Source organism: bacterium, from assembly GCA_020444065.1.
GTDB lineage: Bacteria > Sumerlaeota > Sumerlaeia > SLMS01 > JAHLLQ01 > JAHLLQ01.
The window spans coordinates 85,874-111,343 of record JAHLLQ010000006.1 but is presented as its reverse complement, the minus strand read 5'-3'; the positions used below and the strand labels follow the sequence as shown (position 1 = coordinate 111,343).

The following is a 25,470-nucleotide window of genomic DNA, read 5'->3' as shown; positions in this document are numbered from 1 at the left end:
GGCCCTGCTCGTTTCTCCGTGAGGCGAAGGGTTTGCCCGGCTGCCCGGGACAATCTCAAGCCCAATCGCTTTCGCCTCCTGGAGATTCCTACTGGACCTCAAAATTCCCGCGAGCGTTCGTGGCGCCCGCGGGAATCTCGATTCAAAGCGATCAAGCTACCGATCCTGCCGTCCGGGCGTTCAGTCCGTCAGTCGGGTCAGGGCTCGATTGAAACGCCGCGTATCCGTCATCATCGAAACGTGGCTCTTGGTGTAACCAAACTTATTGAGAACAACCGCGTACGGAGAGCTGGGAACATTGTATTTACGGGCCAGGGCATTATCCAGTTGGAAGTCCAACTGAACGGGGATGAACTTGTTGATCAGGTCCACCGCGTCCGCATCCGCAAGAACTTCGTTCTCGAACGTCTCGCTCTGCTTGTTGGAGCCCAGGAAGACGACCAGGATGGGTTTGCCCTGCTCGCGAGCCACTTCCATGGCCTTGTCCAGGTCGTACAGCCAATCGATGTCGCCGGCAGGCGCCGGTGTCGGCTCGGCCTTCGGCTGGCTGGCCGAGTAATCGACAAAGACAGGTTCCGCATCTTCGCTCTCCATCGTCGAGGCGAAGTTCCTCAGGTCCTGGCTGCGAGCGATGTTCGAAGCTGCGGTGTTGGAGGGCGGTGTCGAGGCTGCAAATCCGCCGGAGCCGCCGAAATCGGACGGAGGCGTGCCGAACGGGCTGCCGGTCGAAGATTCGGGGAGCGAGGCGCTGCCGTATTCATTCATCGAGGTCGATCCTGAGGACGAGGAAGCCCCGGAATCACCACCGCTGCCGAATGGATCCCAAGAGGCTCGCGTGCCGCCCGTGAACGGATCGTTGCTGGAAGCCGTAGAGGTCGACGAGCCTGCGAACGGATCGGAGGCGCCTGCCTCTGTGGCGAACGGATCGGCGAACGAACCCGACGAAGAGGATGCAGCGGCCGTCCCGGAAGTCGGAGGAGCAGCAAAGCCTTCCTGTTCACCCTCTCCACCCTGAAATTCAAGGATTTCGGAACCGCCCGAAGACTGGAACTCCACGTTCGAGCCGAAGATTCCCTCGCTCTGGGCTCCGCCCGTGCCGTCGCCAAACGGGAGACTCTGTCCGCCGGAACCGCCGAAGGGATCCTCGGCGCTCGGGGCGCTGCTGGAAGCGGTGAACGGGTCTTCAGCCGGAGGATTGGCAAACGGGCTGTCACTGGAACTCGTTGGGGGGCTTGAGAATGTCGAAGCTGAATTGTCGGCTGCCGGCGGATTTTCAAAGGGGCTATCCGCCGAGCTCACAGCCGCCGAGCCCATGGTATCGCTTGGCGGAGGTGAATCGAATGGCGAAGCGCCACCAGCGGGTTCCGAGGACGTGGCGCGTTCGAAGGGATTCTCCTCGGTCACGGCGTCGGTGGGGAGCGATCCGGCTTGGACGGCGCGAAAGCGAACGCCGTCGGCGTAGACTGCCATCGGACTATCGTCGTGCGCGGCCTTTGCCTCATTGGGCACAACGAGATCGATCATTGTACCTTCGCCCTCAGTCAGGGGGAATAGGCCCAGGGAGAACCAATTATCGGCATTGGTCGAATCCATTGTCAGTGGCACGGAGGCCAGCTCTGTTCCATTGACCGTTACCTTCGCAATAGCGCCGGTTACGTTGGATCGAGTCGGCCAGGTCATTTCGATCTGGTAGTCGCCACCGTACTTGATAAGTGGGTTGAAACGAACCGCGCCAGTCTGACTTTCCATCTTCAAAGCCACGGCTGTCGCGCCGAGGTAGCTCGCCCGGCTCTTGACGTCGCTGGGCACCCAACTGCCGCTGGTAATCTGGAAGCGGTCCGAGTTCTGGCCGCGGGAGTCGGACTCGATCACGAAGGTCTGGGCGCGCACTGCCACGGGCACCAGAAGCAGCCCCAGCAGCAGCATTCGGAGATGTCGTGTAAAGACAGTCGATTCAATCATGGAGTATCCCACTCTTTGCATGTAATTGGGGGTGGCCGAGCAACGACCCAAGACAGTATGCTGCCCGAGGCTGGCACCGGGCGGCAAGGAGTTTGCATGAACCCCCCATGGAAAATACGGAATGAGCAAGCCGTTCCGCTTTTCTCTCCAAGGAGTATTCCAGAACCGCACCCATATCAAGTGCTAACAGGAGTCTATGAATCGTGCTGGACACATTGATTATCGGGGCCGGACCCGCAGGTCTGGCCGTTGCCAATACCCTCAAGAAGGAAGGACTCAGCGTGCTTGTGGCCGACAAGGGCGCAATCGCACAGCATATTAGTGAGTATCCGACATTCATGCAGTTCTTCTCCACCCGCGAGCTTCTCGAGATTGACGGGTTTCCGCTGACCATTACCGAGGAAAAGCCGAGCCGGCGGCAGTACTTGAACTACCTGACTCGCTTCGCCCAAGATCGCGATATTCCGCTCCAGACCTTCACAACCGTTGAGAAGGTCAGCAAGACGCAGGGTGGCTCCTTTGAGGTTCAGATTCGGCAACGAGGCCTGGAGCCCGAGACTGTCGAAGCTCGCTCGGTCGTGGTTGCCTGCGGTGCATTTGACAATCCCCGGCAACTGAATGTTCCGGGCGAGGATCTGCCAAAGGTTACGCATCACTTCAAGGAGGCGCATCCATACGCGGGTACCGAGGTACTTATCGTGGGCGGGCGCAACTCGGCGATTGAGACGGCACTGGAGTTGTATCGTTCCGGCGCCAACGTATCGCTGTCGTATCGCCGGCCGGAATTGCGCGGCTATGGGATCAAGTATTGGATTCGTCCAGATATCGAGAATCGAATCAAGAATGACGAGATCAAGGGATACATGGGAACAGAGATCGCCCGGATCGATTGGGGAACGGTGACGCTTCGCGACACGTCCACGGGCAAGGACTTCGACATCGCCAACGACTTCGTGATCTGCCAGACAGGTTACGATCCGCCAGCCGGTTTTCTTCGCAACATGGGCATCGAAATCGAGGAAGGCACCAACATTCCGAAGCACGATCCCGAAACGCTCGAGACGAACGTCCCGGGTCTCTTCATCGCCGGCACGATCATCGCCGGCAACGTCAGCGGGCACGTCTTCATCGAAAACTCGCGCCACCACGGCGATATGATCCTGAAGGGCCTGCAGCAGGGGGAACTGGCTGCCAGGTAACGAATTCTGCCAATAAGAAAAGACGAGGCGCGGAGGGGAATTAGCCCTCTGCGCCTCGTGTCTTTTAGAGACTTTCGTCTCCTGCGATCAAAGGTGCGGCAGCTTGCGGTACCGCGCGCGGCGATTCTCGAACGCGGCGTCGCCGATTTCTTTGCGGCGAATCGCTTCGTATTCCTCGTAGTTGCCTGGGAACCAGCGCACGGTGGCATCGCCCTCGAAAACGAGCAGGTGCGTACAGATGCGGTTCAGGAAGAAGCGATCGTGGCTGATGACCAGCACACACCCGGCGAATTCGGAGATCGCATCCTCAAGCAGTCGCAGCGTGCCGACGTCCAGGTCGTTCGTCGGTTCGTCGAGCAACAACACATTGCCGCCGGCCTTCAGCAGTTTTGCCAGGTGAACACGATTGCGTTCGCCACCGGAGAGGTTGCCGACCTTCTTCTGCTGATCGCCACCGCGGAAGGCAAATCGGGCCACGTAACTTCGTGACGCGATGCGGATTTTGCCGAACTCGATATCGTCGGCACCGCCGGTGATTTCTTCGAAGACGGTTCGATCGCTTTCAAGATCTGTCCGGTGCTGGTCGACGTGGGCGAGTTGCACTGTCGGTCCAACGACGATCTCGCCGGATTCCGGTTTCTCCTGGCCAGTGATCATTCGGAACATCGTTGTCTTGCCGGTTCCGTTCGGACCGATGATGCCTACGATCGCGCCCTTCGGAATGGAGAACGACGTGTCCTCCATCAGATTCTGGCCATTGTAGCCTTTCGTAACGCCCTTGAATTCGATGACCTGGTCGCCCAGATGCGGGGCTGGAGCGATTTGAATCGCGCCCGAATCTTCCTTGCTGGCGGCAGCTTCCGCGGCGACGAGTTGTTCGTATTCCTTGATACGCGCGTGGCTCATCTGGTGACGATCCGCCGTGCTCATGTGCATCCACTTCAACTCGCGATCGAGGGACTTGCGGCGGCCCGTGGCTTTCTTCTCCTGCTTCGCGAGATAGTCGAGCTTCTGCTGCAGCCAGGAGGAGTAGTTGCCCTCGAATGGAATGCCATGCCCGCCTTCGAGCTCCAGGATCCATTTGGTGATGTTGTCGAGGAAGTAGCGATCGTGCGTCGAGATGATCACCGTGCCGGGATAATTGACCAACTGCTCTTCGAGCCAATCGATCGTCTCGGCATCCAGGTGGTTTGTGGGCTCGTCGAGCAGCAATAACTCCGGACGTTCCAGAAGAGCCTTGGCGAGCGCCACGCGGCGCCTCTCGCCGCCCGAGAGTTTCTCCACAACCATTTCATCCGGCGGCAGCACGAGCGCGTTCGACGCCATGCGCAGGCGCGTGTCGAGTTCCCATCCGTCGACGGCCTCGATCTTGTCCTGGAGAGCGCCCATGCGATCCATGGCCTTCTCCATTTCGTCCGGATCCATCTCGCCCATACGCTCGGTGATGTCCTCGTATTCCTTCAAGAGCGTGACCGTCTCGGCGAACGCCTCTTCGAGGTTTTCGCGGACGGTCTTCGAGAGATCGAGTTCCGGCTCCTGGTGAACGAAACCGACGCGCGTTCCGCGGGTGGGCTCCGCGTGTCCTTGGAAATCGTCATCCTCGCCGGCCATGATTCGCAGCAACGTTGACTTGCCGGACCCGTTTTCGCCGACGATTCCAATCTTCGCGCCGGGATAGAAGCTCAGCCCGATGTCCTTCAGGACGTGCTTCTGCCCATAATACTTGTTCATACCATACATGTGAAAAACGAATTGCTCGGCCATCGGATGGACGACTCCTCGATTGGTTGTGGGCGTGTGCATGCATCAGGCATGCCGGACGCGGCAAAGGTTTTTGTGTTGGAGATGGATCAGTCGTCCGCTGTCGAAGTCGCTCCGTCGACGTACAGCCATGCGACGCGGATTCCGGCCTCGGTCATGACGGGCGCCAGAACGCGATGGTACAGGCTGTTGCGCCCTGGGCGGAAGCCCTCCAACCCGTCGAGCGGCGGCAAACGTCGGGATGCGTCCGCGAAGTAAAACAGCTCGCCTGGGATTCGATTCCAGTTACCCGCCTGCTCGAATCGCTCGGTCCACTCCTCCGAGCCATCGACCGTCGCTGCGATCTCCTTCTGCGTCTGCAGATCGCTCGTGGCATCGGCCGTGCCATCGGCCAGGTTGAATCGCAGCGGTATGGAGAGGATTGGAATACCGGGACGCAGTTCTCCCACTCGACCGCGTATCTCGATCTCCTGAACTGCGGAGAACCCTGTGCAGAATCGGACATGATTCGAATGGCCCTGGCGCAAAGTGCCATAGACGGCAACGCGCAGCAGATGATTCGACGGCGGGGGAGTGGGCATGGAACGACTTTCGGGGCTATTGTGTTGAAGTCATTTCAGACGGCATTGGCCCCGCTGGCAAGTGAAACAAGGGCAGAAGATTCCGAAGCACTAGCCCTCCAACTGCTTCAGGTCGTTCTCCAGGTGCCTCTTGTTTTCCTCGATGGCCGCCAGCAGAGGCGAGTCGGACGGGAGCAGGCGGCGGAAGTTCGCCTCCGCGCAGGCGTAATGTCCGGCCGCTTCATGCAGGTATTGGGCGATGCCCGTTTTCTGGCCGAGCATGTGAAGCGAAACGCCATAGTGCATGTGGAAGTCGCCGCGTGTCGTTGTCGGAGCGAGATCTTCGAGGTTCGCCTCCGCGGGCTTTTCAAGGGGAGCGAACTCATCATCGTCGGCCCACTCGGCTTCATCCTCTCCTTCGTCCTCCCACTCTTCGTCATCCTCCAATTCGTCGATGTTTGAGAGAACCGAGCCCACGCTCTTCATCACGTCATCCCAATTGACATCCTCCGGATCGATTTCGTCGTCCTCTTCCTCATCGAGGAAAAGCGGCGGATCGTCCTCATCCAACTCGAACCGTTCCGGCGAATCCAAGTGCATCTCAACCGGATAGCGGTCGCCCTTACCAAGCCGCCGGGCTCTCTGGTCATTCTCGTCGACCAGTTTGAATTGTTCGATGGCGCGCTCGAACTCCTCGTTTTCTTTCAGCGCCATCCCCAGCAATTGCCGAATGAATCGAAGCGGTCGCGGCTCGATGTCATACTGCTGGTATTCGATCTGATAATGATAAGTCGGCGAGAAGAAGTGGCTCATTGCCTCTTCCATCGGCGCTTCCGCAGGGAACTCCTGCGGCGGCTGGCAGTATATCTGAATCATCGTCTTCAACGCGCGTTCAAGGAGCGACACGCTGTTCGCCTGGGCGCCGGCATCGACCATTCGCTGAACGTGGCGCGCGCACAACTCGGCAATGGCCTCACCGCTTGTGTCCAGCGCCGCACTGTCGAACGCGCGCTCGAAGTGCTGCTCCGCTGCTGCTTCAACCCCACGAGCCTCCGCCAGGAGACTCATCGCGTAGTGGCACTCCCACAACTCGGGATGAATGGTGGAACCCACGAGTGCTTCCATCGTGTACAGAGCGCGCCGATAGAGTGCCTCGGCCTCGTCAAATCGCTCTGCCTGATAATGCAGGTCCGCGGCGTTGCGGACAATGTTGGCGAACTCCTGGCTTGCCTCTCCGGCGGATTCGCCGACAAGGGCAACAGCGCGCTTGATTGTCTCAAGCGAATCCGACGTGCGATTCATCCCGCGATACACGGCGCTGAGAACACTCAGAACTCGCGCATGTTGGATCGGACGTTCGTCGGCGATAAGGACCGCGATCGAATCCGTGCACTCCCGAAGCAGCGCCTCGGCGCCCGAGAGATTCTGATCCATGTAGAGCTCAACAGCTTCTTCATACGTGTCGTACCATTGCTCTGCCGAACCGATCATGATCGCCTCTTGATCGCAAGAAATATCGCCGCCATTGGGTTGAAGCTATCCAGAGCGGTCAAGCGCAATGCCCGAGGGGGCACATCGAAACGGCGTCCGTGATTAGAGCGCAACATTCGATAGCATGCTCGTGCTCAGCGGAGCGGTGTTCATAATCGTCTTCGTCGGGCGCATAGGGCTTACCCCGGATGCTTTCCAAACTCCGTCAGCAGCAACAACTCGCCGTCGGGCAGGCGATAGAGTTGTGCCGTCGGGCTTGGGATTTGGCGATTCTCGATTCCCCACCACTCGCCGGCGACCCAGCCATCGCCTTCGCGGCCGTAGCAGAGTTTGAACTCCATCGGCTGGTAAGGCAGGCGGAATTCCCACAGGTGGCCGTAGGGCGTTTCTTCGACGTGGCTGAACGGCACGCGACACGGTTCCCACGATCCGAGTTCCGGAAGGTTGCCGGCGATGAAGACCTTGTGCCCTTCGACGTCGCGACGGATGAAGCACAACACGCGCAGGGGCGTCCCGCTTGGAATGGCCTTTTGTTCTTCAAGCGGCAGCGGCCCGCGGGCGCCTTCCACGAATCGATCGAATTTCGGGGCCGGAGCATCGGCCTGCTGGGTTTCGCGCTGAGGCAGAAGACCAACCTGCATGTCGCGTAAAGCCCCTCGAACTTCATCCAGCAGCGGCTGGGCAACATCGGCGATTTTCGTCTCCGGAGAACTCGTCGCCAGCGCCTCGCTCGTTTCAACGAAGAGCTTCTGAACCTGCGGCGTGCGTGGCGAGACTTCCTTCAAGGCCGCCAGCGCACCCGAGAACGCTGCCTTGCCGATATCGACGGGTTGCTCTGCCAGATACACGGCATGCCAGTAGGAGGCGGGCAGGCGTCGATCCGGCAGACGCGCGATGTTCTCCAGGAAACGCTGATGCTGCCACAATGAGAACCGTTCATCCCACGGCAGATCGGGGGATCCGCCGAGATCCTGCGACCGCCATGGTACCGGCTCCCAAACACGCACACTGCCGACACGATTCGCCGTTGCCAGTTGACGGCCTGAAGGACTGAACCTCGCGTGCGTGACGGCCCCATAAGGATCGGACAGACGGACCATCTCGCGCCCAGTCGTCACGTCCCAAAGCCGGAATGTCCCATCGTCGGAAGTGCTGACCATGTAGTCCCCGTCCGGATGGAAATCGAGATCGAGAATTCGCCCATCGTGACCCACTAGCCACTGCTGCGGCTTTCCGGTCTGCACATCCCACAGTCGAATGCGATTGTCGGAAGAGCCCGTCGCCAAGCGCTTGTTGGACTTCCCGAAGGCCGCGGCCGTGATCGATCCATTGTGCCCGCGCAGCACATGAATCAGCTCGCCCGTGTTGGCATTCCAGATGCGCGCCGTCTGATCGCTGGAACCCGTCACGACGAGATCGCCATCATCATTGAAGCAACCAACCAGAACGGGGCCTTCATGACCTTCCAGGATCGCGTAGGGCTCCTCTTCGTTGGCTTTCCACAAACGGGCGGTTCCATCGAACGAGCACGTCAGAATGCGAATCGCACCTTCGGCAACGTCGATCGTGGAGAGCTCGCGCTCGTGCCCCTTGAGCGTGCTCAGTCGTTCGCCCGTTCTCACATCGTACACGTATGCCGATTGATCGAAGGTTGCGACGGCGAGTCGCTCGCCATCCGGAAAGAATGCCACGCTCGAAACTTCGCGATCCTGATCGTCCATGTCGAGGAACTCCCGTCCGTTCCCCGCATCCCACAGTCTTGCCGTTCGATCGCGTGAACCAGTCGCGATGAAGCGCCCCTTCGGATCGAAATCCAGGCCGAGCACTTCCTCCTCATGCCCCTCGAGGCGGAACTCTTCCGGTTGCCCCGAAGGCGCCCAAATCTGAATCGCATCGTCTCCGCCCGAAGAGGCAAGAATCGTCCCGCGCGGGCTGTACCTTGGCGGACAGAATGGTACGGCCTGTCGCGACAGAACGGCCAATTGCCGGCCGGTCGATGCCTGCCAGACGCGCACCGTGCGATCCAGCGACGTCGTCGCGATCAATGCACCATCCGGGCTGAATGTCACGTGGCTGAGTTCTTCCTCATGTCCCTGCAATTGCACCAGTTCAAAGCCGGTCGTCGAATCCCAGATCCGAACTGTTCGATCCTGCGATCCCGTCGCGATGCGGCGGCCATCGGGACTCCAGGCGCAGGCCGTCAGGCCGCCTTCGTGCCCATTCAGCATCATGCGCAGTCGACCTGTATTCGCTTCCCAAATGCCCGCCTGGCCGTCGTGCGATACGGTCAGGATGCGTCCGCCGCTGGGGCTGAAGAGCGCATCGGAAACGCCCAGCTCATGCTCGCCGAGAACCACCACCACCCGACCAGTTTCGCGGTCCCAGACAATTGCCGTGTTGTCGTATGATGCAGTGATGATCTGTTTGCCATTCGGAGAGAAATGCGCGTTGGCAACTTCCTCGGTGTGGCGTTCGAGAAGGATGAAATTACCCGTCCCGACATCATACACGCGGGCGTACTTGTCGCGGCCGGCGGCAACGAAGCTCAGGCTGTCCGGCGCAAACTCAACCGTGCGTGCATCGACCGGCCAGCGATACAGTTCGCGTCCAGTGTCGGTTTCCCAGAGCCGGATCGATCCCGTGAAACCGCACGTTGCTGCCAACTTCCCGTCCCGGCTGATTGCCCCCGTTCGAATGCGTTTGCGATGACCGTGAAAGACCTGCTTCTCCTTGCCCGTATCCATATCCCAGATGCGGGCTTTCAAGTCTTCCCCGACAGACAGCAGCAGATGCCCATCTTCGCTGAAGTCCAACCCCGTGATCGCGCCCGTGTGTCCCTGCAGCGCAATCAACTCGGGGTGACAGAGTCGCATCAGCAGGCCCCACGCGATTCCGCGCCGCGATTCATCAATGCCGAGCAGCATGCCTTCGGCTTCGTCCAGTGCGCCTTCCGTCAGGCGACTCTGCGCAAAGCGAATGTCGGAAACATACTGCGCGCGTTCGGCTTCGTAAGCACGCTGCGCGGCTTCGCGCGCCAACTGCCGCGCGTTTTCCTGCTCGCGCATGGAGATTTCGAGTGCGCGACGATTCTGGCGGTCGTGCTCGATTGAAAACCAGCCGCCAAGAATGAGCAGCATCCCGACGAGGACCATACTGGCAGTCAGATAGAGACGACGTTGACGAGACTCGCGCTGCAGCTGTGCGCGGCGCGCTTCAAGTTTGCTCAGTAAGCGCTCGCGCTGCTCGCCGGCTGGAGCGGAAGCGAGCATCGACTCCGCCAGCAACAGATCGCCGCCCTCGACGGCTTTTTGCGCGTGCAGCAACACGACACTTTCATGCAATTGCCGCGCGTGGAAATTCTCCGGCCACAGTTGAATCGCACGGCCGACCTGAAGTCGAAATTGAATGAGCCTCTGGTAGTCCAATGTCTCCGGAGAGAGCTGTTCTTCCGCGAGCTCTTCCTCGACCCGATTCGTAAGTTCCTGGCTTTCGCGCCGTCGGCCGGCACCGGTGACGTAGTCCTGAATGGCGCCCAGGAACGCCTCGACCGATTCGATGCGATCCTTCGGATCTGCAGCCATTGCGTGCGCACACAAGCCGCGCAATTCATCCGGAATCAGCTCACCCTCTGTCCGCCCTTTCAGCGGATGAATGCGGCCCTGGCAGGCGGCTTCAAATGCCTCGCTCGCCTGGCTGCCGTCATGAGGTGGGCGCCCGGCCAACAGATAGTAGAGGATTCCGCCGAGCAGGTACACGTCAGTCCAAGGGCCGACATCCAAAGAGTGCTTCTGCGTTTGTTCCGGCGCCATGTACGCGGGCGTTCCGGCAGGTCCGCCGGCGGTCTGCTTCGTCGGAGCAAGCCCGGACTTGACGAGCAGCGGCACCTCGTGCCCCGCCAGTTCTTCGTCAAACACGAGGGCCAAGCCCCAATCCATCAGCACGACTTCACCGTAGCGGCCGACCATCACCTGGCTGGGTTTCAGGTCGCGATGAACAATGCCCTTGGAGTGTGCGAAGGCGACTGCTTGCGCAACATCGATCAGGATCGGCAGATGACGCGCGAGGAAGTCTGCGAGTGGCAGGTCCTCGTCTGACCAGATCATCTTATTCCATGGTGTGCCGCGAACCAACTTCATTGCGAGCAGCGGACGTCCTTGCTCGTCGCGTCCCAGATCGTGAACGGGTACGATGTTCGGATGTTCGAGATTGCCGGTCGTGAGGGCCTCGCGTCGGAAGCCGAGTTCGACATCGCGCGAGCAAGTCCCAAGCGTCGTTGCCTCGGCATCCGCACCACCGAACGGTAGCTTCACCGCGATCTCGCGGCCGAGATTGTTTTGAATCGCTTCCCAGACTTCGCCGCAACCGCCGTGGCCGACACGGCGGACCAGCATGTAATTGGTTCGAGTCAGTTCCGGCGCGTCGCGAACTGCTTCCAGATCATCGGGATCGGAAGAAGCGACAGAGACTGTCCATTGGGAGAGGTTCTGGAATGATGCGTCCGGATCCGGAAGCTCCTCATCGGAGTCCGGCTCCAATGCAAACGTCTCTTCCGGCGAGCCGGTTTCCGGCTCGTGGAAGGGCCAAGGCGTGGGATCTGTGATCTGTTCATCCACGCGAACAAGAGTCCCTCGCCGACAGATTCGTTACAAGGTGATTTCGACGGTGTTGCTTGGATCGGAGGCGCCGGCCTGATTACGCGCCCGGACACGGAACCGAAGCGGAATTCCGACCGGCAGTTCCTTCATGCGCAATTCGAGATCGAAGGAATTGGCTTCGAGCGTCCATTCGGTGCTCTTGTCGGCTCCCTCGCGCCGTTCCACTTCGTAGACGCGGACCGGGCCTCCCTGGCCGCGGGCGGGCTGGCGCCACTGCAGGCGAACGCCCGCTGCGCCTTCGGAGACAGCCTCCAGATCGCGCGGCGGAGCGGGTGGGGGAGTGACGGTTACTTCGGACAGGCCGCCCCAACCGATGCGCTCCAGCTTCGACGGGTCCTGCTTCGAGTCGTCCTCAGCCTGCTTCAACTCGTCCTTCATCTTGCGCATCAGTTCCTGCAGGGCCTCATCCTTGGCCTCCGTTGCCGCCTTGTAAGCATTCAGGGCGTCCATTTGGACGTCCTTCTGCTTCTGATAATCTGCTCGCAGGCCTTCAAGACCTTTCGGGTCGCAATTGGGAAAGTGTTTCCCATAGGAATTCAGGCCGGAAATCATATCGTCGGCCAGCAGGATGATTTCGCCTTCTCGTCGAGGAAATCGGGGCATCGGGGCAACCTCACTCCAGAATCTGTTGGCCGTTTCCATAGACGATCGAATCGCAGTTCCGCAATTGCCATTTTGGACCGACTGTAAAGCGGATCGGACGACTCCAGATTCCGGCACAACCGTCGCTACCTCAGTCACCCGCGGAGCAAAGCCGCCTGAGGCCTTGACTTTCCGCCCGCCAGCATTCACCGAAACGACCAGGCATCGATGCCCCATGCCTGTCGGAGCCCCCGTCCTAAGAGGTAACATGAGCAACTCCAGCACTCAGCACTACGAACAGATCCTGGCCCGTGTCGAGAAGCCCGGCCGCTACGTCGGCGGCGAACTGAACCAGGTCGTCAAGGACAAGAGCACCGTTTCCGTTCGGACGGCACTGGTCTTTCCTGACCAGTACGACATCGGTATGTCGTACCATGGCTTCAAGATTCTGTACGAGCGCGTGAATCGCCGGCCCCAATGGTGGGCCGAGCGCGCCTACTGTCCCTGGATCGACATGGAGCAGGAGATGCGGCGCGCCGGGTTTCCGCTGCGCGCTCACGAAAGCAAGGATCCGCTGGCGCTGTTCGATGTACTGGGATACTCGCTCCAGCATGAAATGAACTATACTAACGTGCTGAATTCGCTGGACTTGGCCGGGCTTTCTCCATGGTCTGCTTTCAGGAAATCCGTGTTCCCGATTGTCATCGCCGGAGGCGAGGGCGCCCTGGCCGCCGAGACGCTCGCGCCATTTGTCGACGTGTTCGTCACGGGAGACGGGGAAGGGGTCCTAGAAGACCTCCTGCTCTGCATCGAGGAGTTCAAGCGCGAGTTGGCTGCGGACGGTGTGGATCTGAGCACCCTCCATCCGGCCGGACCGTTCCGGCCCGGCAACGGTCGGGAAGACGACCGCAAAGGCCTGGATCAGCACAACGACATTCCGATTTCGAATGACCTGAAACGCCGACTTCTGCGCCGTATCGCTGGAATCCAGGGCTGTTACGTGCCTGCGTTCTATCACTTCGATTGGCGAGAGGACGGAACTCTGCAGGGATTCCGCCTTCTGGAGAGCGGTATTCCGTCTTTCGTTAAGAAGAATCAGTTCAATATCGGCGAGGACCTCGGCGCCGTCTGTCCGGTCGTGCCAAACGTGCGCGTCGTGCACGATCGCGTGACCGTGGAGATCAAGCGCGGCTGCAATTGCGGGTGTCGCTTCTGCGCCGCCGGCATGATCAACCGGCCGCTGCGCGAACGCACCCCCGAGCAGATCCTCAAGATTGCCCAGGAAGCGATTCGAAATACGGGCTACCGCGAGATCAGCCTCATGTCGCTGAGTTCGGCGGATTTCACGGCTTTGCCGACTACGATGCGGATGCTGCAGGAGCAGTTTGGCGCCAACAAGATGGGTCTTTCCCTGCCGAGCCTGCGAATCAACGCGTTCGATGTGGAATTGGCCTCGATCATTGCGCAGGGGCCGAAATCTGGTTTCACGTTTGCCCCGGAAGCCGGAACCGAGCGTCTTCGACGCGTCATTAACAAGGCAGTGGATGAATCCCACTTCCGCGAGACGATCACGCAGGTGCTGAAGCGCGGCTGGCGGACGCTGAAGTTGTACTTCATGATCGGCCTGCCAACCGAAACCGATGCGGATCTTGATGGGATCATTGAGTTGACGAAGTACGCCGAGTCGGAAGGCCGCCGGATTCATGGCAAGCGCTTCTCACTCGCGATCACCTTGTCGCCGTTTGTTCCGAAGCCACACACGCCCTTTCAATGGCACGCCCAGCCCGACGTCGACGAGTTGCAGCGCCGCGTGTACTACGTTCGCGAGCGCGCCGAATCGCGCTTCACCCAGGTGCGTGCGCACAACTTCCGCGGCTCCTTTATCGAGGCCGTTCTGGCCCGTGGCGATCGCAAAGTCGCCCGCGTCCTCCACCGTGCCTGGCAGAACGGAACGTGTTTCGATTCCTGGCGCGAGGGGTTCCGTTTCGACGCGTGGATGCAGGCCTTCCTGGACGAGCAGGTGGACCCGACCTTCTACGCCAATCGCGAACGTGCTCAGCACGAGTTCTTTGCGTGGGATCATCTCGATCCGTCGCTTGGCAAGCTCTTCCTGATCCGCGAAAACGAGAAAGCCAAGCGCGAAGGCGAGACGCCCGATTGCGCGTTGGTTCGATGCGTGAAGTGCGATGTCTGCGATGATGTGACGATCAAGAACATACTCGCAAAGCACGAATCAATTCACGCCGAAGAGATAGCGCGCGAGAATGCAGCGCTGGAGAATGTAAGCACTGACATTCTGGAAGGCGAAGGGTCGGTCGAGCAGGACGGGAAGACGGATCGCGAGTTGGCGCGCCTGCAGCAGGTCAGGCCGCTGGAAGGCGTGGAAGAAAATCAGGCTGTGCAACGCATTCGCTTCACGTTGTCAAAGACCGACGACTTGCGCTGGTTGGCGCACCTCGACCTGATTCGACTGGTCGAGATGGTCGTGCTGCGCGCCGGGCTGCCGATCAGTTTCTCCGAAGGCTACAGCCCGCGCCCGCGCATGAGTTGGGGGCCGCCGTTGGGCGTCGGTACGGCCGGCGAGGCTGAATACTTCGAAGTGCAGTTGAGCGAGCGGCTTGAACCATCCGAGGCCCTGGCGCGACTTCAGGCCCTCAATTGTCCCGGCTTGTCGTATCATACTGCCGAAGAAGTCGAACTGCACGGAAAGGCGATCTCTGCGGTCGCAAGTGAAGCCGACTACACGCTCGAAATCCTCGGCGTGGAGGGATTCGATTTCGACGAAGCCGAGCGACGGATTGCGGTATTCAACGACGCCGAGTCTTTTCCGCTGACGATCGAGCGAAAGGGCAAAAAGAAGCATCGCGAGTTGAAAGACGGCATTCATCGAATCGAGCCCGCCGAATCGCGCAATCCGGACCGTCCGGAGTTCCGGGCGCGCGTGTCGCTCATCCCCGGCAAGTATCTCGATCCCGGGGTTGCGCTCCGCCACATCCTGGATGGCATGATTCCCGACGACGCGCTCGTTTTGCTGACGCGCAAGAACATGATTTTGGCGGAGGTGCCGCAGCAGGCTTCCGCTTGAGGGAGTCGGAGTCATGCCACGCATTCTCGTTGCCGGAAACGTGAACTTGGAAACGTCGGTTCTGGTCGGCCAGTTCCCCATCGAGTACGCGAAGTCCCGATTCATTCCGCACGGCGTCTCAGACAACCCCGCCGGCGTGGGATGGAATATCGCCCTGGCGCTTCGGACACTCGAAATCGATGTCGAATTGGCGGCAATTCTCGGTCGTGATGCGTTGGGGCAATCGCTGATTCCGGAAATTGCGTCCCACGGGATCGCAACCGGTGGCATCGTTCAAGCCATGGACGACTCGCCGCGCAGCGTGATCCTGGTGGGGGAGGAAGGGCGTGCGGCTGCGTTCTCAGATCTCAAGGATGCGCTTGCGCAGACCTACCCACTCGATGACTTCGACGCGCTTCTCGACCGCGTCGACCACGTGCATGCGACGAACATCGAGTGGGCCCTCGCTCTCGGCCGCAGGGCCAAGGAACGCGGGAAGCGCGTCTCCACAGACGTGCAGGCAATTCCATCCGTTGACGATGCCTACAATCGACGTTTCATCGAGATCGCTGATGTGGTTTTCTTCAGTGACGAGAATCTCGAGCAGGATGCCGAGTCTGCGATTCAGACGATGTGGAATCGCGGCGTGCAGATCGCTATCTGTGGGTGTGGGGCAGACGGTGCGATGCTCGGCGTGAGAGAATCGCAGACAATCGCAACTCTGCCGGCAACGCCGACACGACCAGTCGTCAGCACGATCGGCGCGGGCGATTCGTTGGTCAGCGGATTCCTCTCGGGCTTTGTTTCAGGACTGACGCCCCGCGATGCACTGGCGCGGGCTCAGTACTTCGCAGGTCACATGATCGGCGAACCCGGAGCGACAAGAGGGTTCTTGAAGAAGGATGAACTCGACAGGATTTCTTCAGGGCAAGTCTAGGCGCGCTCACTCAGTTCCGCCCAACGCTCGTACAGTTTGTTCAGGCGCGACTCCAGGTCGCTCTTCTCGCTGACCAGAGCCGCCACTTCGTCCTTCGGACGATCCATGTACGTCTGCGGATCCTCCAGCAGGGCGTGCACTTCGTCCAGTCGCGTTTCCGCTTCCAGGATCGTCTCTTCCATCGCTTCAAACTCGCGCCGTTCGTTGAAGGTAAGCTTCTTCGGCGGTGTCTTGGGCTTCTGGCGAGTGGCCTTGGCCGGTTCCGGATCGCGGGCGCCTCGTTCCGCCTCGCGCTTCTGCTCCAGCTTATTGCGGTAGATGCGGAAGTGCTCGTAATTGCCGACGACTTCGTGCACCTGGCCGTCGCCCTCCAGCCAGAGGATGCGCGTTGCGACGCGATTCAGGAAGTAGCGGTCGTGACTGACGACAATGCAACTGCCATCGAAGGCCACGAGTGCATCCTCCAGCGCGCGCAACGTTTGCAAATCGAGATCGTTCGTCGGCTCGTCGAGCGCGATCAAGTTGCCGCCCTCACGAAGCAGTTTCGCCAGCAGCACGCGATTGCGCTCGCCCCCGCTGAGGCGTTTGATCGGCATTGCAGCCTTCTCGTCATCAAATAGAAACCGGCGCAAGTACGCACGCACGGTGATGCGCTCGCCGCCGACGCGCAACCAATCCGCATCGCCTGTCACCGTCTGGAGAACCGTTTCCTCCGGATCGAGCGCTGCGCGCTGCTGATCTGCGTAGACAATCTTCACGTTCTTGCCGCGCTTCACCTTGCCGCGATCCGGTTCGTCCTGCCCGAGCATCAGGCGCAGCAGCGTCGTTTTCCCCGCGCCGTTGCGACCGACGATCCCGATGCGATCTCCAGGCACCATCGTGAACGTGAAGCCCCCGATGAGCTCGCGATCGCCGAGTGTCTTGAAGATGTGCTCGACTTCCATGACCGTCTTGCCCAATCGAGGCGCATCGGGAAGTTGAAAGTCCGTAAATCGATCGATCGGTGGTGGACCGTTCTCCAGGGTCTGCTCGATCGCGGTAACTCGCGCCTTCGATTTCGTCGTGCGTGCTTTTGGCTGACGCGACAGCCAATCCAGCTCCCGGCGCAGGTGCGTTTGGCGATTGGCCTCTGTGCGCGCGGCCAACTCTGCCTCGCGCTGTTTCGTAATCAGGTAATCGCTGTAGTTGCCGGCGTACTCGTTGACTTGCCCACGCGCAATTTCAACCATCCGCGTCGCAACGCGATCCAGGAAGTAGCGATCGTGTGTGACAAGCACCACGGTGCCGGGATAACCCGAAAGGAACTCCTCCAGCCACTCCAAGGTTTGTGCATCGAGGTGGTTCGTTGGTTCATCAAGGAGAAGCAGATCAGGTTGCTCAAGCAACACACGGCAAAGTGCGACACGACGCTTCTCGCCACCGGACAGCGTTGAAATCTCGCGCTCGCCCGGTGGCAGATCGAGATGGTTCATCGCCGCCTCGAGGCGGGCATTTGCCGTGTACGCTCCGCGCGCTTCGAGCGCGTGGGTCAATTCCGCCTGGCGTTCCAGCAGTTTCGGTGTGCGTTCCGAGTCAGGGTGTATCTCCAGTTCGCGATGAACGTGATCGCGTTCCGCTTCCAGTTCGTGCAGCTCTGCGAAAGCGCCCTCCACCCATTTGCGGACAGTCTGCGACTCGTCGAGCGTGAACGACTGATCGAGATAGCTGACCTTCAGGCCGCGCCGCGAGCGAACCTCGCCCGAATCCGCCTCGATCGCTCCGGCCATGATTCGCATGAGTGTCGATTTGCCGGAGCCGTTCACGCCGAGCAGGCCAACGCGATCGCCCTCGTGTACGGTAACATGAATGCCATCGAGCACGGGGCGCGACAGAAAGGACTTGTGAATGTCGAGCAACGCCAGAATTGGCGGAGTATCAGCCATAGATTGCGATCGGTCTACTCCTCGCCATCGAAGTGATCCTGCTTCTCGACAGGTTCGTTTGCGCGCGGGGGGTTGATGACGACGGGCGGAGGCACCTCACCCTTATGCAGCGTGCTGCCGACGAGCTCCCGTGCGGTGTTTCGCCCCTGATCCAGACGGCCGGTGACTTCCTCTCGCGAGAGGAAGGCCTCGTCGTTCGGCTTTGCCGCGCCGGCGCCGCGCTCCAGATAGAGCGTTTGCGTCGGGAATGCGAATTCAACACCAAGGCGCTCCGCCAACTCCATTACGTGAATGTTGAAGCGATGGCGTTCGCGCAACTCCGTCGACCAGTCGGGCGTCTCGAAGAACATGTACACAAGAATGTCGAGCGAATGCGCCCCAAACGTGTGCATGTAGACGTGGTAGTAGTCCTTCCGCGTGTACGGGTGCTCGCGGATGATCTCGCGAATGCCTTCGCAGAACGCCTCGATGCGCTCGGGAGGCGTATTGTAGGTGATTGCAAGCGCCGTCTTGTAGCGTCGGTAGCGTCGCATGCCCAGGTTGTCGACCGTGGCATTCATTAGTATCGCGTTCGGGATTGTCACCAGGGAATTGTAGAACGTGCGCACGCGCGTGGAGCGGAAACCGAGCGACTCGACGGTTCCTTCCGTGTCGCCGGCAACAATCCAGTCGCCGATCTGGAACGGGCGATCGGCAATGATCGTAACCGAGCCAAAGACATTCTGCACGGTGTCTTTCGCCGCCAGGGCAATAGCCAGGCCACCGAGTCCGAGCGAAGCGATAACGCTGGTGGGGCGCAGATCGAGACTCTCAAGAATCGTCAACGAGCCGATGATCACGATAATGATCTTCGACGATTTGCGAACAAATGGGACGAGAAGATCATCGAACTTGGACGCCGTCTTATCGGCCCAGTTACTCATGTGGCCTGCGATCACGTCGACGACCCGCAGCAGGAACAGAATGAACGAGCAGCCAATGATGAGAACGATGATCGAGTAGACCGCGTTCAACATCTGGGGTGGCAACTCGAGGGAAGGCAGATTGAATCGCCAGAAGGCTGCCATCGCGACGAGGCCAAGTGGCCGGACCAGCTTCGCGCGGCCCTGCTGAGTGGTCTCGATCCGATAGCGCTCCAGGCGAGGAGCCACGAGCATCATCAGGAAGAAGACGATGATACGGTCGATCAGGAGGCCGATCATGGCCAGGACTGCCATCGCCACCCACTGCCAGCCCTTCAGAATGAACTCTGAGTTCCGCAAGACGTCTGGCATCAAGTCCTGAATCCACGAACTGTCCAGCGTCAGATTCTCCGTGCTCTGAACGCCTTCAGCGAAATCCTGGTCGCGGAAGTGCTCGACCAGCCGATCGATACTGGCCACCGTCTCCTTTGTGAATTTCCAATCGCCGTTCTTGTCCGGGGCGATCGTTACCTCGCCGGCAGGAACCTTCAGGATCGTGTGAGGGGCGGCATCTGGCTGATCCGAGTAATCTTCATAGACAATGAAGCCGGACTTGTCGAGAACCCCGACTTTCAGCTTCTTCGCCAGTTCCTCGCCAACCTCATTGCGGATTCCCTTTGGGATGTCGCTGAGGTCGAGAGTCGCCACGGCTTTGTCCAGCGACTGCTGGTTCCCCGTGTCGTCCGCATCGTTGAACATCGTCAGGAACGTCTTGATCGTCGCCCTGGGCGAAGATCGCTCCGCCGGTACCTGGACGACGGTTTCAGTTTCTTCAGGTGCATCCTGCGCACGAATGGCCTCTGGCAGAGCGAACGCCAGAAGGACCAACATCAGGATCAGGGACCAACGAGAGAACCTCACGGTTGTCATGATCTTCCGCTCCACAGCTCTTGAAAATCGGAGTGCCCGTCAATGAAGCACCCCCGCGTTTGTAGTCGCGGGGGTGCGTGAGAGCCAACCTTCTTTTGGGCGATCAGGGTGTCTCGTCCACCGCCGGATAATTGGCGAAGGAGATGACGTCCAGTTGGATCGAATCCAGGAACATCGTGTCCGAGTTTGTATTCGGCCAATTGACGAAGTTCATCACGTCCCAGCCGATCAGGATCGGGAAGTCTCCAGAGACACTCCCCGGGATCGGGAAGAACGTGTAGTGCTGGGCCGATTGACCGCCGGATGGGGTCAACTCGTACGAGCCGGAGGGAACGATGCCCTGCGTCACGGTCGTGCTGAACCGGGCCGAGGAGATGCGGTAGCGAATCTCCGGGTTCGAGGAGGCATTCGAGCCGTAGCAGTTCACGCTGGTGCGCATGCGCAGGAAGTAGGGGCCTCCGGAGGCAGGCACGTTGGCAGATAGCGCCAGCGGGATCGTCGACCAGAATCCGAAGCTGGGCCTCTCGCTGTCGACGACGCGACCCATGAAGCGGCCACGATAGCTGTCCGGTCCGGCCTGGACGATCTCGTAAGTCATCTCGGGCACGCCGTGACGTTCGGGCAGTGCACCCGATTCCCACATACCGAGGATTTGAGTCTCCGCTTCCTCGGCCGTCGCGAACGAATTCGAGTCTGCCATCTTCGTGTCCACAGAACTCAGGACATTAATCGATGTATCGGTCGAGGTGATACGGTACAGATCCACGCGCTCGAGGCGATAGCCACCGTTCGGATCGTCCTCTGGCATGAAGTTCAGCAGGTCGAAGGCGAGCGTGTAAGTCTGGTACTCGGACGGCAGGTCGAACATCTTTCGCGGAGGCTGGAACAGCAGATCCATCGGGGTCAGCGAGTCTGCGCTTGGGACGGCAAAGCCTTCGCCGACGCTGTAGGATTCCATCGTCGCGTAGTGCTGGTAGTCGCGGGAATTGACGCGCAGACGCAGGCCCGGTGCCATTGTCGCATCGGCTGTGGTCCGGCGCAGATAGCCGCGGAACAGGTAGAAGTCCGGCTCGGCCTTCAAGCTCGCTTCGTATGGGAAGAGACCCAATGCGTTCGAGGGAGAAGTGTAGAAGCCGAAGGTGTTCGTACTGTCGTTGTTGGCAGTCAACTGCAGATAGGATCCGCCGTCCATGCTCTCCGTGGCCGCGAGCGGCGCATCAAAGTCCGCGCTGGAAATGAACTGCCATCCGTCTCCCACCGAGTCGAAATCGTAGTGGCCGATTTCGAAGATCAGATTGTCGTCCACCGGAGTCGGCGACGGCGGGGGAGTGGGGCTCACGGTCGGGGTGGGATACGGCGTCGGCGTCGGAGGCACCGGCGGGACGGCTTCGCCGCCGGTCGAGCATGCGTTGATACGGACCCAGGCGACCTCGCCGATTCCATTCACGACCTGGTCGGCATCGACGTGCTCTTGTCGGAATCCAATGAAGCCGATTAAGTCGCCGTCTGTAGACCAGCGCGGCACATCGCCACCAAGATAGTACTCAAGGGAGGTAGCGGCTTCTTCGGGCGACAGTGGCATCCGCGGCAGAAGCAACGACGTGATGTAGGGGTCTTGGGCACCAGAGATCACGTGCTCGATGTTCTCAAGAATGTAAATCTTGAACATCCCAGTCGCCGTCGGATCCTCGACCGAGTTCGCATTCGAGGCGAATGCCAGACGATTCTCTTTGTAGGAGAACTTCGGATTGCGTTCCCAAGTACTCCACTCGACCAGTTTCACCGGCTGGCGGGCCATTTCGCCGACTGGGTTCGAAATCGTCGGAGCCGCATAGAGGTTAATCGAAACGCGATCAGAGCCGTCTCCATTGGTCAGGATGTTGCCCGCGCCATCGCGGACAGTTTCGACCGCGGTGAAGACGACGACGCCATCCGAGTAATCCACGGTCAGTTGACCGAATCCGGAGAGATCGGCAAATTCGTCCGGCCCAATCTGGTAGTCGGCGCCGACATCGTCGAACAGGAACGTATCGTCCGACCCGTCACGATAGATAGCCCGAATCTGTGAGCCATTTGTGTAGTAGATACGATCCGTCGACTGCGAGAACGTAGCAAATGTCGGGAATTCCGTCGTCGGAATCTCCACTTCATCGTATCCGTCGGAGTGAATGGTGTAGAGTCGGCGAGCGCCGGTCGGTGAATTGGACGTGTACAGAATCCGCATGGTCTCGTAGTCCGAGTCCATATTCAGAATCTGGGTATCGGAATGGAAGATCGGAACCGGTTCGCGAATCAGGTCGTCAATGATGACCGTACTGCCGCTAATCAGGGCTCGATCTGTGAAGGATTCCTGCTGGGCGACCCGCACCGTCTGAAGGTCATCGGCCAGGAAGATCTCCTCCGTGTTGCCCGGCGACATGATGGGCTGCGTGCCAAGAACGCCGACACGTCCCTGATTTGGGGCTTGAATGAGTTCGCCCTTGGGCGTCAGTTGGTAAACCGCAATGTCCGCCAACTGGAACCCTCGGTAGTCGCGGCGGACTGCGTCGGCGCGATTGTCGCCATCGTAGACAGGCAGGTACGAACTCCCACTTGTCATCCGAATCTCCAACTGCAGCGATTCATCGTCCATATACTCGTAAGGCATCTGGAACACGTATGTGTTGAAGTAGTATTGACTCTCTGGAAGCTGGGGCCTGTAGGGCTCGATATCCCCCCAACTGGCGACCAATACTTCGTTGCCAGAGCCACCACCTTCGTTCGAGGTCACCTTCTCTACAGCGGGAATCAGCGAAGGCTTCTCTGCCGTCCGGGAGTCACCGGTGATTCTGCCCAGCAGGTTGCCGTCACCAAAGACCTCGATCACATCGTTTTCCGACAGGATAGTGCCAACTTCTTCGCTCGCGTTTTGAGTCCCGAGTTCGTGTTTGACCATCACCTGGATCAAGACGGGGAGACAGCGTTCGTACGCATAGTGGATATCGATTTCGTTCTCGCCACCGGAATCCTCGTCATCATTGTTCTGCACGACGTACTGGTAGTTTGGAAGGTACATGCCACGGGGATTGAAGCGAATCGTCGTATTAGCGAGTTCGAGCGAAGGCCGAGTCGACATCAGATACGCTCCAAATCCCGGGGGCTCCGGTTCCCAGGCGTCGTCTGAGAATTCCAGATTCCCGATCGGGATGTACGGATCCTGGACGAAATCCTGCAATTCCCAGTTCGTAATCTGGTCCTCAGTAAACTCATAGGGTGTTGCCAAGACATACATGGGATACTCGAAGTCCTCGATGGGGCTGAAGCCCTCATCTGTGTCGACGCCTCTCACTCTGCCAGTCTCAGGATCCCCACCATACTCAGCGCCATAGCAGATCCAGTATGGATCTGCGTCTTTACGGCACTGAATTCGATCGTAGAGATTCGGGAAGTTGGCTGGGTGACAGGAGCCGTCAACCAGTTGGACGCCTTCCTCCTCATCGAAGGTCGGCTCGATGTCCAATTCCTTAATCGTATCGCCAAAGTTCGGGAGCTTCGGTGCTTCCAGCCAATAATCCAGGCGCAATGGGGCGGGAGAATACGTATTCGCGTAGTCTTTCAACAGCGCATTGTAGGGATTCGGCATACCGTAGCCCAGTTGGCCGAGGGCATCGTATCCATCGAGCCCACGATGTCCATTGTTGCCCGACAAACCTGCACCCACAAATCGACGTGCATCACCGAAGCGATCAGCCGTCTGCGACATGACCTTCACAAGATCGGTGACAGTGATGGAGGACTCGACACCCATGATGAGAGCGGCGACGCCCGTGATCGCAGGACAGGATGCGCTCGTGCCGCTGAACCACTCGTAGGAATCTTTCGTGTAGTTTCCGAAGGGATCGGCCACATCGAGCGAATCGGCGCCCGCAAACCCTGGAGGGCCGGACAGATCGGTCGTCACGATGCCCGTGCCCGTCAGCGAAAGAGTCGGCCCGACGAAGTCGAGAGCCTCGCCATAATTCGAGTACGAAACACGGTTTCCCCGGTCGCCAACGCCACCAACAGAGATCGAGTAGTCACTGCTCGCTGGGTAGCTGACCAATTCCATGCCATCATTGCCGCTCGAGCAGAAGTGCGGCATACCCAATCCAAATCGGCCACTCTCCCAGGAATACCTCAGAGCAACGTCGATTGTTGGAGAACTGAGGCCGGGGTTGAAGCCCCAGGAGTGATTCCCCATACTCATCTGCGCATCGGTCACGTCGATAATCGACTGAGCGACTTGCTCGTTCGATGAAGTCGCATCGCCCGCGATAATGCGTGCGGTATAAATTCTCACGCCCGGCGCGATCCCCGAGACGCCCTTGCCGTTGTTGCGAGCCGCCGCGATGATGCCGGCGACAGACGTTCCATGACCATCCGATGGAGTCGCAAACTCAGCACTCGGATCGGGATCCTGGTCGACGTAATCGTATCCCAGGCGCGTGTCGAGAACGCTCTGATTCACCGGGTCGGAAGCGGACGTTCCCGGCAGCAGATTGTCGGGGTCGTCCGTATTGATCTTCCAATCTTCATGATTCAGATCTGTGCCGGTATCAAACACAACGACGATCAGGGGCGGGTTCCGTTGGCCATAGTTCGGGACGGTGTGCGCCCCGGCGACGGAGGTCTCAGACCACGGCATGGTGTTCCAGGTTCGAGGGACATCAAGATCGACGTCGATCTTGCCACGGTGCTTGTAAGTGTTGTCGCCGTTGTTTGTCAGGTGCCACTGAAGGTCGATGAATGGATCGTTGGGATGAGCCAGAGCATTGGACGAGTGCAGGCTGACTGGCATGATGATCCCGGGCTCGACCCACGAGACTGATTTGTTCTCTTCCGCAAGACGATTGCTGAAGGCTGGGATTTCTGCGCGAGAAACACTGGTCTCCGCGGAATAGAGATCATCCAGCATTCGTTTTGTGTTGGTCAGACCATTGGCGGCGAAGAACTTCTCCCGCGCATCGATCGACAAGGGCTGCTCGAAGTGAATCATCACGCGGCCGGTCATCGTTGCGGCCATCTTCGGGTCCTCTTTGCCGAAGAAGAAGAAGATCGGTTCGACACCGACGATTCGCTCTCTCAGGTCGCTACGAGTGCCGAGGGCCTTCTCAACGGCGGCCCGATCGCCCTTCATGACAATCTGCTTTGCGAACCCCAACGTCATCAGCGGCTCGACGCCGAGTGCGCGCGAATCGATCTTGGCCAGTTCATAGAGATCCCCTCGATTTGTGTCGCTGGTATACTGCAGCGCCACGAAATTGTCCGACTTGACCAGGGGGATCTTCTCTCCCTTGTAGCCGGGGAAGTAGGGGGCGTCCTTTGTGCTGGCTGCCATCGCAGAGATGGGTAGCAGAATCGTCAACGCTACCAGAATGAACAGGCCTTCTGCCCAGTGAGCTTTCCTCGTCCAGTTAGCCATCTGAGTCCTCGGGAAAAGTAACTTAATTACACACATAATCATCGCCCCGCCCAGTCCTGGGCGCA

12 protein-coding genes are annotated in these 25,470 nt (G+C 59.5%); 3 read left to right on the top strand and 9 right to left on the bottom strand.

Features of this window, described 5'->3' with window-relative positions; genetic code table 11:
- Positions 1-180: 180 nt before the first annotated feature.
- Positions 181-1,962: a thioredoxin family protein gene (locus tag KQI84_14820; GenBank protein MCB2156147.1), complete on the bottom strand. Its 1,782-nt coding sequence runs from the start codon at positions 1,960-1,962 to the stop codon at positions 181-183.
- A gap of 203 nt (positions 1,963-2,165) precedes the next feature.
- Between KQI84_14820 and KQI84_14815 the strand changes: the two genes are divergently transcribed.
- Positions 2,166-3,161 (top strand): YpdA family putative bacillithiol disulfide reductase, encoded by a 996-nt coding sequence (locus KQI84_14815; protein MCB2156146.1) that lies wholly within the window; start codon positions 2,166-2,168, stop codon positions 3,159-3,161.
- 87 nt (positions 3,162-3,248) lie between these two features.
- Here KQI84_14815 and ettA (KQI84_14810) read toward each other — a convergent pair whose 3' ends face one another.
- The 5 genes from ettA (KQI84_14810) to KQI84_14790 form a co-directional block, all read right to left on the bottom strand.
- Positions 3,249-4,925 carry an energy-dependent translational throttle protein EttA gene (gene ettA, locus KQI84_14810; protein ID MCB2156145.1) on the bottom strand — a complete coding sequence of 559 codons (1,677 nt, stop codon included), beginning with the start codon at positions 4,923-4,925 and terminating at the stop codon, positions 3,249-3,251.
- Between the two features lie 86 nt (positions 4,926-5,011).
- Complete coding sequence (locus KQI84_14805; GenBank protein ID MCB2156144.1) at positions 5,012-5,503, bottom strand: gamma-glutamylcyclotransferase; 492 nt, start codon at positions 5,501-5,503, stop codon at positions 5,012-5,014.
- Positions 5,504-5,593: 90 nt separating this feature from the next.
- Entirely contained in the window at positions 5,594-6,973 is a 1,380-nt protein-coding gene (locus tag KQI84_14800; GenBank protein MCB2156143.1) for a tetratricopeptide repeat protein, read from the bottom strand.
- Between the two features lie 179 nt (positions 6,974-7,152).
- Positions 7,153-11,586: a protein kinase gene (locus KQI84_14795; protein ID MCB2156142.1), complete on the bottom strand. Its 4,434-nt coding sequence runs from the start codon at positions 11,584-11,586 to the stop codon at positions 7,153-7,155.
- A gap of 30 nt (positions 11,587-11,616) precedes the next feature.
- On the bottom strand, positions 11,617-12,231 hold the full coding sequence (locus KQI84_14790) for a fibronectin type III domain-containing protein (protein ID MCB2156141.1): 615 nt from the start codon (positions 12,229-12,231) through the stop codon (positions 11,617-11,619).
- Positions 12,232-12,478: 247 nt separating this feature from the next.
- Here KQI84_14790 and KQI84_14785 point away from each other — a divergent pair, with 247 nt between their 5' ends.
- Both KQI84_14785 and KQI84_14780 read left to right on the top strand, forming a co-directional pair.
- Complete coding sequence (locus tag KQI84_14785; GenBank protein ID MCB2156140.1) at positions 12,479-15,295, top strand: TIGR03936 family radical SAM-associated protein; 2,817 nt, start codon at positions 12,479-12,481, stop codon at positions 15,293-15,295.
- 13 nt (positions 15,296-15,308) lie between these two features.
- Positions 15,309-16,211 (top strand): carbohydrate kinase family protein, encoded by a 903-nt coding sequence (locus KQI84_14780; GenBank protein ID MCB2156139.1) that lies wholly within the window; start codon positions 15,309-15,311, stop codon positions 16,209-16,211.
- On the opposite strand, the gene ettA (KQI84_14775) is transcribed toward KQI84_14780, so the two are convergent.
- The 3 genes from ettA (KQI84_14775) to KQI84_14765 all read right to left on the bottom strand — a co-directional run bounded on the left by ettA (KQI84_14775) (position 16,208) and on the right by KQI84_14765 (position 25,405).
- Entirely contained in the window at positions 16,208-18,133 is a 1,926-nt protein-coding gene (gene ettA / locus KQI84_14775) for an energy-dependent translational throttle protein EttA (protein ID MCB2156138.1), read from the bottom strand. The genes KQI84_14780 and ettA (KQI84_14775) overlap by 4 nt on opposite strands.
- A 14-nt stretch (positions 18,134-18,147) precedes the next feature.
- Positions 18,148-19,965 carry a mechanosensitive ion channel family protein gene (locus KQI84_14770; GenBank protein ID MCB2156137.1) on the bottom strand — a complete coding sequence of 606 codons (1,818 nt, stop codon included), beginning with the start codon at positions 19,963-19,965 and terminating at the stop codon, positions 18,148-18,150.
- Positions 19,966-20,068: 103 nt separating this feature from the next.
- A complete protein-coding gene (locus KQI84_14765) occupies positions 20,069-25,405 on the bottom strand; it encodes a S8 family serine peptidase (protein ID MCB2156136.1) in 5,337 nt (1,778 codons plus the stop codon).
- Between the last annotated feature and the right edge of the window lie 65 nt (positions 25,406-25,470).